This is a genomic window from Rhizobium phaseoli, from assembly GCF_001664385.1.
In the GTDB taxonomy this organism is placed as follows: Bacteria; Pseudomonadota; Alphaproteobacteria; order Rhizobiales; family Rhizobiaceae; genus Rhizobium; species Rhizobium phaseoli.
Genome location: NZ_CP013536.1, coordinates 615,359 through 633,422 on the forward strand (window position 1 = coordinate 615,359; position 18,064 = coordinate 633,422).

General features: G+C 60.0%; 11 protein-coding genes. 8 read left to right on the forward strand and 3 right to left on the reverse strand.

Annotation, left to right across the window (positions count from 1 at the left end; genetic code table 11):
- Window positions 1-35 precede the first annotated feature (35 nt).
- Entirely contained in the window at window positions 36-1,028 is a 993-nt protein-coding gene (locus AMC88_RS30030) for a glycosyltransferase family 2 protein (RefSeq protein ID WP_012489818.1), read from the forward strand.
- A 188-nt stretch (window positions 1,029-1,216) separates the two neighbouring features.
- Here the strand turns inward: AMC88_RS30030 and AMC88_RS30035 are convergent, their stop codons facing one another.
- On the reverse strand, window positions 1,217-1,993 hold the full coding sequence (locus tag AMC88_RS30035) for a response regulator transcription factor (protein WP_012489817.1): 777 nt from the start codon (window positions 1,991-1,993) through the stop codon (window positions 1,217-1,219).
- Window positions 1,994-2,552: 559 nt separating this feature from the next.
- Between AMC88_RS30035 and AMC88_RS30040 the strand changes: the two genes are divergently transcribed.
- Genes AMC88_RS30040 through AMC88_RS30065 form a run of 6 tightly spaced genes read left to right on the forward strand, consistent with a single transcriptional unit; the run spans window position 2,553 to window position 8,087 of the window.
- Window positions 2,553-3,059, forward strand: coding sequence for an acyltransferase (locus AMC88_RS30040; protein ID WP_064830255.1), 507 nt, complete (start codon window positions 2,553-2,555; stop codon window positions 3,057-3,059).
- On the forward strand, window positions 3,056-4,093 hold the full coding sequence (locus AMC88_RS30045) for a Gfo/Idh/MocA family protein (RefSeq protein ID WP_004673248.1): 1,038 nt from the start codon (window positions 3,056-3,058) through the stop codon (window positions 4,091-4,093). The genes AMC88_RS30040 and AMC88_RS30045 overlap by 4 nt, the downstream gene beginning before the upstream one ends.
- Entirely contained in the window at window positions 4,090-5,193 is a 1,104-nt protein-coding gene (locus AMC88_RS30050; protein ID WP_064830256.1) for a DegT/DnrJ/EryC1/StrS family aminotransferase, read from the forward strand. Before AMC88_RS30045 ends, AMC88_RS30050 begins: the two co-directional genes overlap by 4 nt.
- A complete protein-coding gene (locus AMC88_RS30055) occupies window positions 5,183-5,902 on the forward strand; it encodes an acyltransferase (protein WP_064830257.1) in 720 nt (239 codons plus the stop codon). The genes AMC88_RS30050 and AMC88_RS30055 overlap by 11 nt, the downstream gene beginning before the upstream one ends.
- Window positions 5,899-6,873: an NAD-dependent epimerase/dehydratase family protein gene (locus AMC88_RS30060; protein ID WP_004673254.1), complete on the forward strand. Its 975-nt coding sequence runs from the start codon at window positions 5,899-5,901 to the stop codon at window positions 6,871-6,873. The genes AMC88_RS30055 and AMC88_RS30060 overlap by 4 nt, the downstream gene beginning before the upstream one ends.
- Entirely contained in the window at window positions 6,870-8,087 is a 1,218-nt protein-coding gene (locus AMC88_RS30065) for a DegT/DnrJ/EryC1/StrS family aminotransferase (RefSeq protein WP_012489813.1), read from the forward strand. Before AMC88_RS30060 ends, AMC88_RS30065 begins: the two co-directional genes overlap by 4 nt.
- A 60-nt stretch (window positions 8,088-8,147) precedes the next feature.
- On the opposite strand, the gene AMC88_RS30070 is transcribed toward AMC88_RS30065, so the two are convergent.
- Window positions 8,148-9,656, reverse strand: coding sequence for an O-antigen translocase (locus AMC88_RS30070; RefSeq protein WP_012489812.1), 1,509 nt, complete (start codon window positions 9,654-9,656; stop codon window positions 8,148-8,150).
- A gap of 79 nt (window positions 9,657-9,735) precedes the next feature.
- Window positions 9,736-11,046: a polysaccharide biosynthesis/export family protein gene (locus AMC88_RS30075; protein WP_170960033.1), complete on the reverse strand. Its 1,311-nt coding sequence runs from the start codon at window positions 11,044-11,046 to the stop codon at window positions 9,736-9,738.
- Window positions 11,047-11,624: 578 nt separating this feature from the next.
- Between AMC88_RS30075 and AMC88_RS30080 the strand changes: the two genes are divergently transcribed.
- Window positions 11,625-17,966 (forward strand): DUF4082 domain-containing protein, encoded by a 6,342-nt coding sequence (locus AMC88_RS30080; protein ID WP_064830259.1) that lies wholly within the window; start codon window positions 11,625-11,627, stop codon window positions 17,964-17,966.
- The last annotated feature ends 98 nt before the right edge of the window (window positions 17,967-18,064 follow it).

Sequence of the window (18,064 nt, forward strand, 5' to 3'; positions counted from 1 at the left end):
GCTCCGGACGAATGATTGCCTGCGGAGGAACAAGCGTGCAACGCGTTGATGTCGTCATTCCCTGCTACAACTACGCTCATTTCCTTGAGGAATGTGTTGAAAGTGTTCTTGCACAAGCAGGCGTCGATGTGCGGGTACTTATTCTGGATGACTGCTCGCCAGACAATACGCCGGAAGTCGGAATGGCTCTGGCATCCAGGGACAGCCGGGTTATCTATCGGCGGCACCCGGCAAACAAGGGCCACATCGCCACTTACAATGAGGGAATCGAGTGGGCAGGCGGCGATCTATTCCTGCTTCTCTCCGCGGACGACTATTTGTTGGCGGGTGCGCTCGGGCGCGCTTCGGAACTGATGCGCGATCATCCGGAGGTGGGATTTACCTTCGGGAACGCCCTTATTGCCGAGCCGAGTGGCGCCATCACCAAGCGCGCCGATCCTCTCGGCTCCAAAGGCGTGCCCGCGACACAGGTCTTTTCCGGCTCTGAATTCATACGGTTGAGTGGAGCGAACAACCTGGTTCCGACGCCGACCGCCGTCGTGAGAACGACGCTGCAAAAACAGGTCGGCGGTTATAATAAGGACCTGCCGCATGCCGGTGACATGGAGATGTGGCTGCGGCTCGCATCCCATGCCGGGGTGGGTTACATCAACGAAAATCAGGCAGTATACCGCAGGCATGCGTCAAACATGTCGCTACAATATTATGGCCAAACGATCCTTCCCGACCTTCGGCAAAGACAACAGGCTTTTGATATACTGTTTCGCCAAGGTGCCGATAGCCTCAGGCAGGATGAGCAACTCAGACGTTTTCTTGCCAGAGCTCTCGGAACACAGGCGCTTCGGCTGGCTGGCATGGCATTCAACAATTTCGATGTTGCCACAGCCGCGGCTATTCAACGCTTTGCCCTCGAGGTTTGCCCCGAAGTCAGAAATTCGGTGCCCTGGGTCAAGTTGGTCTGCAAGCAGGCAATCGGGCCGAAGTATTGGTGCGCCTTGAATTCTATCGGGCGACGGGTTGCCGGATGAACAGGCGGGGCGGCGGGCAAGTTCCTCCGGAAACAATAGGAATTGAGGGATCGATCGCCGTTTGGGCCGAGAGTGCAGGAAACGATCAACGGGTGCCAGCAACACAAAACCCGGTGACGCATGCGCATCACCGGGTGAGTTGGGCAGGAACGGCTAGCAAGCTACCAAGATATTCGCTGCTGCTGGTCTCAGCATAACGACTTTGCACTCATCCCCGAAATACTGTCCTGGAACAAGTCGTTGAGCTTGAACACAACTTCCGTCCTATTGGTTGCCTTGACCTTTTTCATGATGTTGCGGACGTGCACCTTGACCGTGCTTTCTCGCAAATTGAGTTCGTAGGCGATGATCTTGTTCGCCTTGCCGCGCCGCAGTGCCGCTACGACTTCGGCCTGACGGTCTGTGAATATCCCTGCCAGCGGCTGGGCAGTCGAGCTGCTCGACTGCAGCAAGTGACGCATGGCAAACAGAGCGCTTGCAGGCACAAAAAGTCCACCTGCTACCGATAGTGCGATCAACTCCATGCAAACGCTAATACTGACAGAGGCCGGTATGTAACCTTTGGCTCCGCAGTCGATCGCCCTGACGATTTGCGCGAAATCGTCGCTGTCGGACAAGATGATCACCGGCGTCGAGACGAATTCGGACGAAAGGTTCTTGATCTGCTCCGAAACGGCAGGCTCGTCGACCATCTTGCCACCGACGTTCAGGAGAATTGCCGAAAGCGGAGGATATTCTTCGCGCTTCTGCTTCCACTCCTCAATCGATCCAAACGCCAGAATCTGGAAATCTGCCGTGTGGGCCGTCATGCATTGCGCAAGGCAATGCCGATCAAGCTCCCTCCTGTCGAGAATGACAAGCGACTGCTTCGGACTTGCCGGCCGGGCAAGTGCCGCCGGACCATTTTCTATTTCTAGGGGAAGTGATATATTTTCCTGCTTATGGTTTATGTTTATTGTATCCAACGCCTCATCCTCCTAGTCTTTTTCCACGCGGTACGCAAAAGTCGAACATGAGCTCTCCTCGCAAAAAGGAGAGTTTGGTTAACAAAAGTGCTAATTTATTACCACAATTCTGGGGTCCCTACACTAATTAATAGTGGTTAGGCCTGCACCTTTGTTCCAAGACTGGATATCAATAGATCAACATTTGAAACTGATCAATATATTTCTAAGCAAGTTTTATAAAGATATATGACATTACTATATATATTCAGTGAAGCTCGCCAACCATATGCAATCATCGGGCCGTCTTGATGGAGAGGCGGAATCGAGCGCCGTCCGACGGCCGCTGCGGTCGAGCGATGGCCATAGACGTTCGCGAGCCTCGTCATCCGATTTTTGTAAGCCTATACGCCTTTTGGTGAATAAGCTTCAACGTATTGTTTCTTTACTAAGAGGACGAAAACAATTCTCTTTGGAGGCAGAGAAATATTTGCTCTGTTGAAATGAAATCTTGCGCATTCACCCGATTGTGACCGGTTTCAGCCAGATCAGGGCCTGTTTGAGTAGGGGACGAGACGGGATGATTGCCTCGAACGTCAAGCTGGACGACAGCTGCGTTATTCACCATCGAGATCTTGTGAATCTGTACGGCTGCACGATTGGCGCGGGAACGCGCATCGGCACCTTCGTTGAAATCCAGAAAAACGTCATCGTCGGCAAAGACTGCAAAATCTCCAGCCACTCCTTCGTCTGCGAAGGCGTGACGCTCGAAGACGGCGTTTTTATCGGCCACGGGGTGATGTTCACCAATGACACTTACCCGCGCGCCGTCAACGCGGACGGCAGTCTGCAGACGGAGGCCGACTGGGTCGTCATTCCCACACTGGTCAAGCGCCATGCATCGATCGGCAGCAACGCCACCATTCTGCCCGGCGTGACAATCGGAGAGGCCGCCCAGGTCGGCGCCGGCGCTGTCGTGACCAAGGATGTGCCTGACGGCGCCATTGTTGCCGGTGTCCCGGCCAGGATCACCGGTCACGTTCATGACCGGTCAGTAAACATGCAAGCGTTTGGAGGAATGCGATGATCGGCATTGCTGTTGTTGGATATGGATATTGGGGTCCGAACCTGGTCCGCAATATTTCGGAGGCGGGCGGCGCACAGCTCATTTCAGTCTGCGATCTCAATGTCGATCGGTTGGCAGCGGTCAAAAGCCGCTATCCGGCAGTGACGATCACCGATAATTTCGAGGAAGTCCTGCGTGATCCGAGAGTGGATGCAATCGCGATCGCGACGCCGGTCTCGACCCACTACAAGCTCGCAATGCAGGCTATGATGGCCGGAAAGCATGTCTTCGTCGAAAAGCCGATGGCATCGACGACGGAGGAAGCATCCCGGATGGTCGAAGAGGCAGCGCGGCGACGCCTCGTGCTCGCCGTCGATCACACTTTCGTCCACACCGGCGCCGTCCGCAAGATGCGCGAACTGGTCGAAAGCGGCCTTGGCGACATGTATTACTATGACTCGGTCCGGGTCAATCTGGGGCTGTTCCAGCACGATGTCAGCGTCATCTGGGATCTTGCGGTGCATGACCTGTCGATCCTGGACCATGTCCTGCAGGAAAGGCCGGTGGCGGTTTCCGCGACGGGGATGAGCCATGTGCTCGGCGAACCCGAGAATATCGCCTATCTGACGCTCTTTTTCGAGAGCAAGCTCATCGCCCACATCCACGTCAATTGGCTGGCGCCGGTCAAGGTGCGCCGCACGCTGATCGGCGGCAGCAACAAGATGATCGTCTATGACGATCTGGAGCCCAGCGAAAAGATCAAGGTCTACGACAAGGGCATCACCATGTGTCCCAACTCTGATGCATATGGCGAGAAGGTCCATCAGATGCTGGTGGGATACCGCAGCGGCGACATGTGGGCGCCGAAGCTCGATATGACAGAGGCGTTGAAACGCGAACTGGATCAGTTCGTCGATTGCGTCGAGCAGAATGCGCGGCCGATTACCGATGGCCAAGCAGGCCTGCGTGTCGTCCGCATCCTTGAAGCCGCAAGCCGGTCGCTCGCTCAGCGCGGTCGCATCATCGAGCTCGAAGAGGCGAGGCGCATTGCATGATCCCGTTCCTGGACCTCAAGGCACAGTATAATTCCATCAAGAGCGAAATCGACGCCGCAGTGCTCGGCGTCCTGGCTTCAGGGCAATACATATTGGGCGAGGAGGTCGCCCGTCTCGAGCAGGAATTCGCGGACTATTGCAACGTCAAACATGCTATCGCAGTCAACACCGGGACCAGCGCCCTGCATCTGTCGCTTCTCGCGGCCGGCGTCGGCCCCGGCGATGAAGTCATTACCGTGCCGTTTACCTTCGTCGCGACCGTATCGGCGATCTGCTATACAGGCGCACGGCCTGTTTTCGTCGATGTCGAGCCGGTGACGCTGACGATGGATCCGGCTCAGCTCGAGGCTAAGATTACACCCCGCACCAAGGCCATTATTCCCGTCCATCTCTACGGGCAGATGGCTGACATGGACGCGATCCAGGCGATTGCCGACCACTACCGAATACCTGTTATCGAGGACGCATGCCAGGCGCACGGCGCGCAATACAAAGGCGCGCGCGCCGGCAGCCTCGGCGCATCCGGCTGCTTCAGCTTCTATCCCGGTAAAAATCTCGGCGCCTGCGGCGAGGGGGGTATCGTCGTGACCAACCGCGACGATCAGGCCAAAACAATGCGCATGCTGCGCGATTGGGGCCAGGAGCAGCGCTATCACCATCTGCTAAAGGGCTTCAACTACCGGATGGACGCCATTCAGGGCGCGATCCTGCGCATCAAGCTCAGGCACCTTGAGGCCTGGACCGAAGCGCGCCGCACTCATGCAGGCCGCTACTCGTCGCTGCTCGGGCGATCGGCGCATTTGACGACGCCTGTCGAGAAAGACGGCCGGCGCCACGTTTACCACGTCTATGCCATCAGAAGCCGCGATCGCGATGAGCTTCAGCGCGTGCTGAGCGCCGAGGGCATTCAATCCGGGCTGCACTATCCGATCCCTGTTCATCTACAGAAGGCCCATGCCGACCTCGGTTACAAGACCGGCGATTTCCCCGTCTCGGAGGCCGCCGCAAAAGAGGTTCTCTCGCTGCCGATTTATCCTGAGATGCCCGCGTGGCACGTCGATCAGGTGGCAGCTGCGTTGGAAGACGCCTATGTCAGCTGATCGTTCGGGCGAGGCCCGGATCGTGCATGCGGTCCATGGTCGTCAACAAAGGCCGACGGATCCGCCCTACCAGGCGGGGCTCGTTGAAGAGCTCAGGCAATCCTATGGGCGCGCCGGCCTGATCGAGCTCTACGGTCGCTTTGCGACCGGGGACGGTGTCGTCGACACCATGATGCGCAAAGCCATCTGGCAGGCGGTCACGCGCAGCTGCGGCACCGGATTGCAGGTTGCCGGCGGCGCCGGCTTCAAACACCCGGAGACGTTCGAGATCGGCAATGGGGTGTTCATCGGCGCTCAGGCCTATATCCAGGGACGTTTCGACGGCCGATGCAAGATCGGCGACAATGTCTGGATCGGACCGATGGCGTATTTCGACGCTCGCGATCTGGTGATCGAGGATTCCGTTGGATGGGGACCTGGCGCCAAGGTGCTTGGCTCGACCCATACGGCACTGCCGCTGGATGTACCGATCATTCGCACGGATCTGGAAATCAAGCCGGTGCGCATCGGTGCGGAGGCCGATATCGGAACGAATGCAACCATTCTTCCCGGCGTGACCATCGGGAAGGGGGCGATCGTTGGAGCGGGAGCCGTCGTCGTCTCGGACGTCGAGCCCTTCTCGGTTGTCGCAGGAGTTCCTGCGAAATTAATTCGTTGGCGTTCGGAGAATGATCCGATGACGAACATGTCGCGTGAGGAAAGATCATGAGAAACAAGCGGGTACTCATTACCGGCGGTGCCGGTCTGATCGGTTCGCATATTGCCGATCTCGTTGCATTGGAAAAACCTCGCGAGATCATCATCCTCGACAATTTCGTGCGCGGGCGCCGGGACAATCTGAGCTCGGCAATCGGCAGCGCGCCGCTTAACATCATCGACGGCGATATCCGCGACAGGTCGCTGCTGGCGAAAGCCTTCGACGGCGTCGATATCGTCTTTCATCAGGCGGCCATCCGCATAACCCAATGCGCGGAAGAGCCACGACTGGCTTTCGAAGTGCTGGCCGAAGGCACATTCAATGTCCTCGAAGCGGCCGTCAAGGCGGGTGTTTCGAAGGTCGTCGCGGCCTCTTCCGCCTCCGTGCTGGGCCTTGCCGAAAGCTTTCCGACGACCGAACAGCATCATCCCTACAATAACCGGACGATCTACGGCGCAGCAAAGACCTTCAACGAGGGATTGCTGCGCAGCTTCGCGGACATGTATGGCCTACGCTATGTCGCGCTGCGCTATTTCAACGTCTACGGGCCACGAATGGACGTTTACGGCGCCTACACCGAAGTGCTGATCCGCTGGATGGAACGCCTTGCAGCCGGAATGCCGCCGCTCATCTATGGAGACGGCAGCCAAACGATGGACTTCGTCGATGCACGCGACATCGCCCGGGCAAACCTGCTCGCGGCAAAGAGTGACGTTACCGACGAGGTGTTCAACGTCGCGAGCGGCAGGGAAATAAGCCTGCTGGAACTCGCGCAGATGCTGAGCGACATCATGGGATCCTCGCTCGAGCCGCAACACAAAGAGGCCCGCACGGTCAATGGCGTGACCCGTCGTCTGGCTGATATCAGCAAGGCTGAAAAACTTCTGGGTTTCAAGGCCGAAATCTCGATGGAGCAGGGGCTTCGTGACCTTGTCGAGTGGTGGCAGTCAAAGACTGCTGCAGCCGGAGGTCAAGCCGCATGAGCACGTCATTATCGACAATCCCTGTCGCCAAACCCGTCCTCGGAGAGGAAGAGGCAGAGGCCGCCCGCCGCGTTATTCTATCTGGATGGGTAACCCAGGGGCCCGAAGTCGCCGCTTTCGAGCGTGAATTCGCCGCCTATGTCGGCGCGGCCCACGCCTGCGCCGTCTCCAACTGCACGACCGCGTTGCATTTGGCCCTCATGGCGGTCGGCATCGGTGCCGGCGACGAGGTCATCACGGTCAGCCACTCGTTTATCGCAACCGCGAACGCCATCCGCTATTGCCATGCGGTGCCCGTCTTTGTCGACATCGAGGCCGACGGCTACAATATCGATCCCAGCCTGATCGAAGCAGCCATTACCTCCCGCACAAAGGCAATCCTGTGTGTGCATCAGCTGGGAATGCCGTGTGACCTCGGACCGATCGTCGAGATCGGCAAGCGCCACGGGGTCCCTGTTATCGAAGATGCGGCCTGCGCGACGGGAAGCGAAATCCTGTGGGATGGCCGCTGGGAAAAAATCGGCAAGCCGCACGCCGACATTGCCTGCTTCTCTTTCCACCCGAGAAAGGTGGTCACCACAGGCGATGGCGGCATGTTGACCACGGCCAATGCCGAATATGACCGGAAATTCCGGCTGTGGCGCCAGCATGGCATGAGTGTCACCGATGCGGTCCGCCACGGCTCGAAGCAGGTGATTTTCGAGGATTATGACGAGCTGGGCTACAATTACCGGATGACCGACCTTCAGGCCGCCGTCGGACGCGAGCAATTGCGGCGGCTGCCGGAATTGGTCGCCCAGCGCCGGCTGATTGCCGAGCAATATTGCGAACGTCTGTCGACAATTACAGGGCTTTCTTCGCCGGCCGAGCCACGCTGGGCTCGAAGCAACTGGCAGAGCTTCTGCGTGAGATTGCCCGATACGGTCGACCAGCGGGCCATCATGCAGAGCCTGCTCGACCAGGGCATCTCGACCCGGCGCGGTGTGATGAACATTCACCTGGAGGGAGCCTATTCCGGTGAGCGCTCCCACCGCGTTGCCACGAGCCTGATGCGAAGCATATCTGCGCAGCAGCAAACGATCATCCTGCCGCTTTATGCCCAGATGACCGTGTCTGACGTGGACCGGGTTGTTGAGGCCCTTCGCGCCGCCATTGCGCAGGCGTCTGTCGGAGCCATAAGCGCGCAACGTACCATGGACGTCGCTGTCGCCTGATCCCGCAATTTAATCAGCATAACGAACAATGCGCGCATCGCCGGATGCGCGCATTGTTCGTTATGCTGATTTCGTGATCCATCCGCGGATGATCGCTGGAACGGACTCCGGTGGAAGCAGGTCGATCAGCATGCGCAGCGAATAGAGCCCGCAGACAAGGACGGCGATGAAGCCGGTCAGGGTCGCCGGCCACAGCGGCAAAATCGAGAACATCAGGAATACCAGTGCCGATGCGGGCAAGAAAAGCAGCGCGTGTCTGCGATTGGCGGCGGACCAGCGAAAACCGGTCAGCTTCCGCACAATCACATAGATGAGGATGCTGTGCCAAACATAGAGACCAAAAAACGCCATGCCGGCCCCTTGCGTGCCAAGCAGCGATACAAGGAGCCAGGCCAGCCCCACATGCACGACCGCCGCCGCAACCTCCGTCCAGAAGAAAATCGCCTGGGTGCGTTTCGCCACGACGATGAAACCCATCGGCCAGGAAATAATCCGCAGCATCATGCCAAGGCAGATCCAGCGCAGAAGATCGACGGCACCATGAAATTCCGACGAATAGAACAGGCTCATCATCAGCGGCGCGAGCGTCAGCGTGCCGATCAGGCCGGGACCAGCCAGCAGCATGCTGATTTCTGCCTGTTCATTGACCAGCCGATTGCATTCGGCATCGTTGTCGGCGGCCGCGGTCAGGCGCGGATAAAAATCCGTTCCCATCGCCTGCAGGATGAAGCCGGCATAGAGACCGCCAAGGCCCCAGGCCGCCTGGTACAATCCAGCCCCTATGACGCCGCCCTCCTTCAACACGATAAGGCGGACGGCATAAGCCGCGCCGAAGGTCAGAAGCCCGCTTGCCATGAAGACGAAGCCGAGCCTGAGCAGGGCCGACACTTCCCGGCCGAACTCGCGCGTGCGCATCGGCGCGGGATGCGGGCAGATCCGCCGGCTGTACCACCAGGTCGGAAGGATTGAAGCCGCCGCAATCACCACGAGGGACGGTGCGATCGCCTGCAGGCCGAACAGATAGATCAGCGGGATGCTGACGGCTGTTCCGAGAAGCCCGGCAAGCACGTTTATACGGGCAAGATCTGCAATCCCCCGCAGGCCCTGGATCAATGCAGTCTGCCCTGCCGAGACCAGCCGAAAGAAGATTGCCAGCGACAGCAATGCGATGCCGCCGGCATGCTGGTAGTCGCCGAAGGTAAAATTCGAGACGGGGAATGCCAGCGCGGCGAGAAGGAGCGCACCCAGCAAGCCGAGCACCATCGATATGCGTCTCAGCACTGTCGCCGATCGGGCGACCATTTCAGTGTCATTGGTCCCGGCAGCTTCGGCGATCTGGCGTACGCCGCTGCTGCCCACGCCGAGCCCGGCAATTGCCTGGGCGATATCGAGAATCGACCCGTAAAGGCCCATGAGTCCCACGCCTTCCGGCCCAAGCAGGACAGCCATGGCTTTGTTTCTGATGATGCCGAGCGCCACGTTGACGAGCGAAGAGCCACCCATCAGCATCGTCGATTTGAGGATCTGGGTGTAGGTCGGGCTGCTGGGTGGGATCATCCTCAACGTCATGGAAAGCCCCAGCGGGTTACCCCGGGCTTGCGTTCAATCGCCCGCCGCAGGCTCGATTGCAGCACATGCGTTTTGCTGTTCACCGGCTTGCCTGACTGACATGCGCCTCTGTGTCAATAGACAGCGCAGCGTCGTCTTCTGATGGCATATCGGCGACGCGGGCCCGGGTGACCCTGACTACGTCGCCTGGCGCCAGTTCCGTCGTTTCGGAGGCCGGGAACTGATTGACCCCACCCTTGTCCCGCCGGCTGACGATGAACGTCAGCGGCAGGTCATCGCTGCGGTCCATCGCCCTCGCACCGTTCGATACTTCTTCGAGAAGCAGTTGTTGCGTGGTGTCGCGCTTCAGTTTGAGCTGATCGAGATTGGCCTTCTCCGCCTGCACCTCGGAAGCGTTCTCGCTGCGGCGATTGTCGGAAAGTCCCTCGAGATTGCGCTTCGTCTCGTTGATCGCCTGGCGACCCCGCATGATGGCGGTGACGAGGTCGAGCCGGTCGGAGCGATAGGTGGTCAGCAATCGCTCCAGATCCATTTGGCGCGAGGTGATCGTCAGGCCCTTCTGGACCAGGGTCCTCACGCTCGTCAGCTGCTCCTCGACCGACTGGATATTGTCATCCGAGCCTTTCAGCTTTTCTTCCAGCGTCTCGATTTCCGCGGTTAGGAGATTGCGCAATTCGACGAGGGCCACCGACTGCTTGTCCAGCGCGCTTGCACGGGCCTGAAATATGACCCGCTCTTCCGCGAAGATACTCTCGGCGTATTGCCGGTCGGCAGCAGGTGGCTGATCGAACACAATCTCCTTCGCGCCGGTCATCTCCGTTTGCAGCCGCGCGAGCTTTGCCGCGCTGCGCAGCAGCGCATGGTCGATTTCCCGCAATTCACCGGCAAGCTTGATCGTCTCCGATTGCTGCTGCGCCGCGGCCCGCAACGGGCCGCCGCTCATGGCGAGCGACTGGAGGACTCTCAAGCCGGAGCGAAACTTGTATTCTCCCGGCGCCATCACGTCTCCGACGACGTAAATGGAGGGATAGTCGAGGATATCAATGGTCACGGCAGGGGCCTGGGCCAGACCCATCTTCACCTGAAGGCGCTTGCCGATCTCGTTGGTGAGGCCCTCATTGTCCATATTTCCAACCGCCAGCGACCCCAGAAAGGGCAGGGACACTATACCTGCATCCGAAACCGTATATTCGCCGCCAATCCCATCCCACCGTTCAAACTGGCCCTTGGACGGTATCCATTGCACGACCGTCAGGCGGATTTTCGTTTGCGGAGCCAAGGGGGAGCTGTCGGCAAGAGCTGGCGGTACAGCTCCGGCAAGAAAGACGAGTGCACTGATAACGGACGTCGCGCGAAAGAACACGCGAGGGGCGCGGTGCGATAGATTCATATACATGTCTCGCCTGCAAAACATTCTAACACGGACGCTGATACAATAGGTTTGAACGCTGCTTGAACGCCGGACGCCAAGTCCGAAGCTGCATGGCCAGTGTGCAGTCTGGCGAAGCCTTGAGGAAGGTGGAGGTTGTTTGCTTTGCCACATCAATATTGATGAGGTGGGGAGGTGCTTCAGCCCAAATTGGGTAGAAACATATATCTCCGGCGCGACGCGAAGGCATAGACCGGGGAAAATCAATAGGTTCTGCACGCAGGAATAGGCGCGCTCGCTTGGAAGAGGCGCAACCCTGCCGGTAGCACCTTTCTGCTCGGATCATCGATTTTGTCGGGACGAACCGGCGGTTTCGCCACCGCTGCGGCTTCGATCCTGCACAGGACGCGGCGAATCGCCGCCCTCGTGCATCTCGTCCAGCGCGTCGGCGGCGCAGCGCGGCCGTTTGCCCAAAGGATGCCGCCTTTAGAGCGAAAGGCGTAGGATATACTCTGGGCGTTTTCGACTACAATTCAAGGCCGCGTACCAAAACGATCTTGATAGATTGACCCTGCTAATTTTCGCGAGAGGTGCCTGCCATGAATCGCAACGCTCGTCGGTGGACTTCGCGCTCACTCCTGGTGGATTCACTATTTCCTCGGTGGTTTGCAGCCGGCGAGACGGTGGGGCCGCGCAAGCCTGCCGAAAGGCACGCGGACAGTGCTCAACTTGCGGCATCCGCGAAAAATGCGGGTGGAGCCAAGGTTGATGGCAAGCCTGTCGACGATTCCAACAATAACCCGGCGTTCGCCGAGCGCGAGGCGGAACATCGGACGGGGGTGGTGGCCGACCCTGACGTTCAGGACAGTATCACTCACCCACTGCCGCCCTTGTCCGACCCTTTCGCAGCAGATCGCGAGACCGGAGCCCGGGAAGGTAACAGCGTTGCGTCTCGGTTTTTTACCTATGGGCCGGGCTTTGCGGGATTCAACGTGCACGCGAACGGAGTTGCATTCGGACCTCAATCGCCGCTTTATCGCAGCTCCGGCGGGATGAGCCTCATTGGCGACGATCCACTGGCCCCGTATCTGCCGCAGAGCCCGGCGCCGACAGGTTCGGAGCAGAATTCTGCGGTGGCCGGTGAGCGTGCGCACTCGGGCAAAGTCGTCATTCTCGAATCGAGCCCGTCAGCGCAGGCGAGTGCACAGCATGCCGGAGCGAATTCCCTGGCCTTTGGCATGCCCTTTGGTGTGTGCGGGTGCGGCTACTATACGTCCCCGACGCGCATTCTCGATTGGGCTCATGGCGGCGCCCTGCTCCAACAGGACGGTCAATTGCCGGGGACCAAGCTGACCGAGGGGCCGGACTTTGTATCGACGGCCAAGCGGGCCATCGCCGCCTCAATCAGCGATCCGCTTCTCGATCGTAGCCTGTCTCCCCTCTCGGGCTGGAACGGAACAGCAAGCTGGACGGAAACAACGGCCTTGAACGGATCGTTGCCAGGCGGCGGAGAGACCGGAAAGGGCACCACCACGAAGGGCTCCGGCATCCTTTCCGGCTCGGTGACGACGCCACCCGCACCTTCTACGCAGCGGTCGCTGACTACACAAAGCCTGGCAGTCACGGCGGCGGCGGCCAGCAACGCGATCGTGCTGGAAAACCAGAAGCAGGGTAACCCAGAAAGCGAGTGGGGCATCGACGGTGCCGGCAGTACGAACATCGAAGGGTTTGCGACCGATATCAGCGTCGACAACGGCAAGACGATCAGCTTCAAAATCAACACCAATTCCACCAACTACCGGATCGATATCTACCGGCTCGGCTATTATGGCGGCATGGGCGCGCGCAAGGTCGCGACCATGCAGCACACCGGCTTGCAGACCCAGCCAAGTCCGTTGCGCAATTCCACGACTGGCACGGTCGATGCCGGCAACTGGGCTGTCTCGGCGTCGTGGACCGTTCCCGACGATGCCGTTTCAGGGGTCTATATCGCCAAGCTCGTCAGACAGGACGGCACCTTTGGCGAAAATCAGATCCCGTTCATCGTGCGCGACGACGGCAGCCAAAGCGACATCGTCTTCCAGACCGCCGACGAGACCTGGCAGGCTTACAACGGCTGGGGTGGCGCAAACCTCTATGGCGGCAACGGGCCGGCGACGGGGCAGGGTGCTGGTCGCGCCTATGCGGTCAGTTACAACAGACCGATTGCGACCCGCGGCGGGGTCGGCACTTATGCCGGCCCGCAGGACTATCTGTTCGGCGCCGAATATGCCGGCATCTACTGGCTGGAACAGAACGGCTATGATGTTTCCTACATGTCGGGTGTCGACGTCGACCGCTACGGCAGCCTGTTGCTCAATCACAAGACATATATCGATGCCGGGCACGACGAATATTGGTCCGGTCAACAGCGTACCAATGTCGAAGCCGCGCGTGATGCCGGCGTCAACCTTATGTTCTGGAGCGGCAACGAGGTCTATTGGCGCACCCGCTGGGGCAATGCCTACAGTGCCGACGGCACGCCTTATCGCACCTTGATCACCTACAAGGAGACATGGGCCAACTCCGGCATCGATCCTTCCAACGAATGGACGGGCACCTTCCGCGACCCACGCTTCAGCCCACCCGCCATCGGCGGCGGAAACCCGGAAAACTCACTGACCGGGCAGTTGTTCAAGGTCGACGATGTCGGCAACAATCTCGCCGCGATCACCGTCGGTTATGACGACGCCAACCTGCGCTTTTGGCGCAATACGAGCGTTGCCAATCTTCAGCCTGGCCAGACGGCAACGCTCACCAAGAACTATCTCGGCTACGAGTGGGACGAAGCGCCGGATAACGGCTTCGATCCGGCAGGTCTTGTCAAGCTTTCATCGACGACGCTTCCGGTCAGCACCTATTTGCTGGACTACGGAAACACGACCGGTAATGCGACCGCCACCCACAATCTGACTCTTTATCGGGCGCCGAGCGGTGCACTGGTGTTCGGCGCCGGCACGGTCTACTGGACATGGGGCCTGAGCGACAATCACGACAACGAGGCGACACCGACCGACCCCCGCGTGCAGCAGGCGATGGTCAACCTGCTCGCCGATATGGGCATTCAGCCGGGAACACTGCAATCCGGGCTCGTCGCCGCAACCGCCTCTTCGGATCATACTGCACCGACCTCGGTCATCACGGTTCCCGCCACGGCGACCGTTGGATCCAGCGTGACGATTACCGGCACCGCAGCCGACACCGGCGGCGGGGTCATCGCCGCGGTCGAGGTTTCAACAGACAACGGGGCGAGCTGGCATCCGGCGACGGGCGATGAGAACTGGACTTATACCTGGTCACCGCAGACCGCAGGCACCTATACCATCCGGTCTCGCGCAGTCGACGATAACGTCAACCTTGAAACACCCTCGGCGGGACGAACGGTCACGGTCAGCGGGCCGAATTACACCTCTCTCTTCGGTGCGGCGACGCCGGCGGTCGTCAACACCAACGATACTTCAGCCGTTGAACTCGGCGTGAAATTCCAGACCTCGGCGGCAGGCACCGTCACCGGCATTCGTTTCTACAAGGGCGACCTGGATACGGGCACGCATACCGGCTCGTTGTGGTCGAGTACCGGTACGCGACTTGCGACCCTCACCTTCACCAACGAGACGGCCAGCGGCTGGCAGACTGCCTATTTCACGAGTCCGGTGACACTGACGGTTGGCCAAACCTACACGGCGTCTTACCACACGAACAGCGGTCACTATTCGACGACCACCAACTACTTCACCTCAAATGTGACCAGCGGTCCGCTGACGGCACCGGCCAGCGGCAACGGCGTTTACCGCTACGGCAGCAACAGCCAGTTACCCACGAGCACCTTCCAGTCGACGAATTACTGGGTCGATGTGATGTTTACGACGTCGGCCTCGAACACGACGCCGACGGCAGTTGCCGATACGGGGGATGCGACCGAGAAGGGTGGAGTGGCCAATGGTTCGGGCGGCGTGGTTGCCAGCGGCAACGTGCTGACCAATGACACCGATCCGGATTCCGGTGACACCAAGACGGTGACCGCGGTCAAATTCGGCGCGACGTCGGGCACGCTCGGCTCGGCACTCGCCGGCACCTATGGCAGCCTCGTTCTGAATGCATCGGGGACTTACAGCTATACGATCAACGAGACCAATACCGCCGTCCAGGGACTGCGGCAGTCGACCAACACGCTGAGCGATGTCTTCAGCTATACGATGCGTGACACGGCCGGCGCCACCGCCACGGCAAACCTGACCATCACCATCCATGGCGCCAATGATGCGCCGGTGCTGGCCGTTCAGACGACGACCCAGAACGCCACCGTCGGCTCCGCCTTCTCCTTCACCCTGCCGACGACGACTTTCAGCGATGTCGACAGCGGTGAGACCCTGGCCTATTCGGCAACGGCCGCCGATGGCACGGCGCTGCCGTCATGGCTGAGCTTCAACGCCTCGACGCGGACCTTCTCCGGCACGCCGACGACAGGCGGCACTTATGGCGTCAAGGTGACGGCGACCGACCTTGGCGGTCTTGCCGCCAACGAGACCTTCAACATCGCCGTGTCGGTGCCCGGCAATACGACGCCGACGGCGGTTGCCGATACGGGAGACGCGACCGAGAAGGGCGGGGTGGCCAATGGTTCGGGCGGCGCGGCTGCCAGCGGCAACGTGCTGACCAACGATACCGATCCTGACGCCGGTGACACCAAGACGGTGACGGCCGTCATCTTCGGGGCGACGTCGGGCACGCTCGGCTCGGCACTCGCCGGCACTTATGGCAGTCTCGTGCTCAATGCATCGGGTGCTTATACCTATACGATCAACGAGACCAATGCCGCCGTTCAGGGACTGCGGCAGTCGACCAACACGCTGAGCGATGTCTTCAGCTACACGATGCGTGACAGCGCCGGTGCCACCGCCACGGCAAACTTGACCGTCACAATCCATGGCGCCAATGATGCGCCGGTGCTGGCCGTTCAGACGACGACCCAGAATGCCACCGTCGGCTCCGCCTTCTCCTTTACCTTGCCGACGACGACATTCAGCGATGTCGACAGCGGTGAGACACTGACCTATTCGGCAACGGCCGCCGATGGCACGGCGCTGCCGTCATGGCTGAGCTTCAACGCCTCGACGCGGACCTTCTCCGGCACGCCGACGACCTCGGGCACCTATGGCGTCAAAGTGACGGCGACCGACCTTGGCGGCCTTGCCGCCAACGAGACCTTCAACATCGCCGCATCGACGGCGGCGACGACTTACAGCCTGTTCTCCGCCTCCAGCACGCCGGCCCAGACCAACCTCAACGATGGTCAGCAGCTCGAACTCGGCGTCAAGTTCACCTCGAACGTTGCCGGGGATGTCACAGGCATCAGGTTCTATCGCAGCGCCAACGACAACGGCCAGAACGTCGTCGACCTGTGGAGTTCCACCGGCACCAAGCTTGCCACCGCCACTTTCACCAACACCACGGCGAGCGGCTGGCAGACGGCGAACTTCGCAACGCCCTTCACCATTGCCGCCAACACGACCTATGTCGCGTCCTACCACACCACAGGGGCCTATGTGGCGACCGCCAATTTCTTCACGACCGCCGTCACCAGCGGTCCGCTGACGGCGACAGCCAGCGGCAACGGCGTCTACCGCTATGGCGGTTCCGCCACCGCTGGCATTTTCCCAAATGCCACTTTCGGTGCTTCCAACTATTGGGCCGATGTGGTCTTCCGTCCGGGATCGGGCACGCCCGGCAATACGACGCCGACGGCAGTTGCCGATACAGGAGACGCGACCGAGAAGGGCGGGGTGGCCAATGGTTCGGGCGGCGCGGTTGCCAGCGGCAACGTGCTGACCAACGACACCGATCCTGACGCCGGTGACACCAAGACGGTGACGGCCGTCATCTTCGGGGCGACGTCGGGCACGCTCGGCTCGGCACTCGCCGGCACCTATGGCAGTCTCGTGCTCAATGCATCGGGTGCTTATACATATACGATCAACGAGACCAATGCCGCCGTTCAGGGACTGCGGCAGTCGACCAACACGCTGAACGATGTCTTCAGCTACACGATGCGTGACAGCGCCGGTGCCACCGCCACGGCAAACTTGACCGTCACAATCCATGGCGCCAATGATGCGCCGGTGCTCGCCGTCCAGACGACGACGCAGAATGCCACCGTCGGCTCCGCCTTCTCCTTTACCTTGCCGACGACGACATTCAGCGATGTCGACAGCGGTGAGACACTGACCTATTCGGCAACGGCCGCCGACGGCACGGCACTGCCTTCCTGGCTGAGCTTCAACACCTCGACGCGGACCTTCTCCGGCACGCCGACGACGACAGGCACTTATGGCGTCAAGGTGACGGCGACCGACCTTGGCGGCCTCGCCGCCAACGAGACCTTCAACATCGCCGTGTCGACGACATCATCGACCAGCTATAGCCTGTTCTCCGCCTCCAGCACGCCGTCCCAGACCAACCTCAACGACGGTCAGCAGCTCGAACTCGGCGTCAAATTCACGTCGAACGTTGCCGGGGATATCACCGGCATCAAATTCTATCGCAACGCCAACGACAACGGCCAGAACGTCGTCGACCTTTGGAGTGCTACAGGCACCAAACTCGCCACCGCCACCTTCACCAACACCACGGCGAGCGGCTGGCAGACGGTGAACTTCGCAACGCCTTTCACCATTGCCGCCAACACGACCTATGTCGCCTCATACCACACCACAGGGGCCTACGTGGCGACCGGCAATTTCTTTACGACCCCCGTCACCAGCGGCCCGCTGACGGCGCCCGCGAGCGGAAACGGCGTCTATGCTTATGGCGGCTCTGCCACCACAGGTCTCTTCCCGACCAGCACCTTCAATTCAGCCAATTACTATGCCGACGTCGTGTTCCGGCCGCAGCTCGCCGCATGACGGAAAGGATAAGGTCAGGGAGCGGTTTCGCATGAGGTTAATACGGTGCAAATGCGGGTCGCAGCGAGGGGAACTGCCTCCGCTGTCGTTCAAGGGAC

Excerpts from the sequence above, each read along its gene's own strand:
- AMC88_RS30050 (WP_064830256.1), top strand. The coding sequence starts at position 4,090 with ATGATCCCGTTCCTGGACCTCAAGGCACAGTATAATTCCATCAAGAGC.
- AMC88_RS30055 (WP_064830257.1), top strand. The coding sequence starts at position 5,183 with ATGTCAGCTGATCGTTCGGGCGAGGCCCGGATCGTGCATGCGGTCCAT.
- AMC88_RS30045 (WP_004673248.1), top strand. The coding sequence starts at position 3,056 with ATGATCGGCATTGCTGTTGTTGGATATGGATATTGGGGTCCGAACCTG.
- AMC88_RS30075 (WP_170960033.1), bottom strand. The coding sequence starts at position 11,046 with ATGAATCTATCGCACCGCGCCCCTCGCGTGTTCTTTCGCGCGACGTCC.
- AMC88_RS30070 (WP_012489812.1), bottom strand. The coding sequence starts at position 9,656 with ATGACGTTGAGGATGATCCCACCCAGCAGCCCGACCTACACCCAGATC.
- AMC88_RS30040 (WP_064830255.1), top strand. The coding sequence starts at position 2,553 with ATGATTGCCTCGAACGTCAAGCTGGACGACAGCTGCGTTATTCACCAT.
- AMC88_RS30060 (WP_004673254.1), top strand. The coding sequence starts at position 5,899 with ATGAGAAACAAGCGGGTACTCATTACCGGCGGTGCCGGTCTGATCGGT.
- AMC88_RS30080 (WP_064830259.1), top strand. The coding sequence starts at position 11,625 with ATGAATCGCAACGCTCGTCGGTGGACTTCGCGCTCACTCCTGGTGGAT.
- AMC88_RS30065 (WP_012489813.1), top strand. The coding sequence starts at position 6,870 with ATGAGCACGTCATTATCGACAATCCCTGTCGCCAAACCCGTCCTCGGA.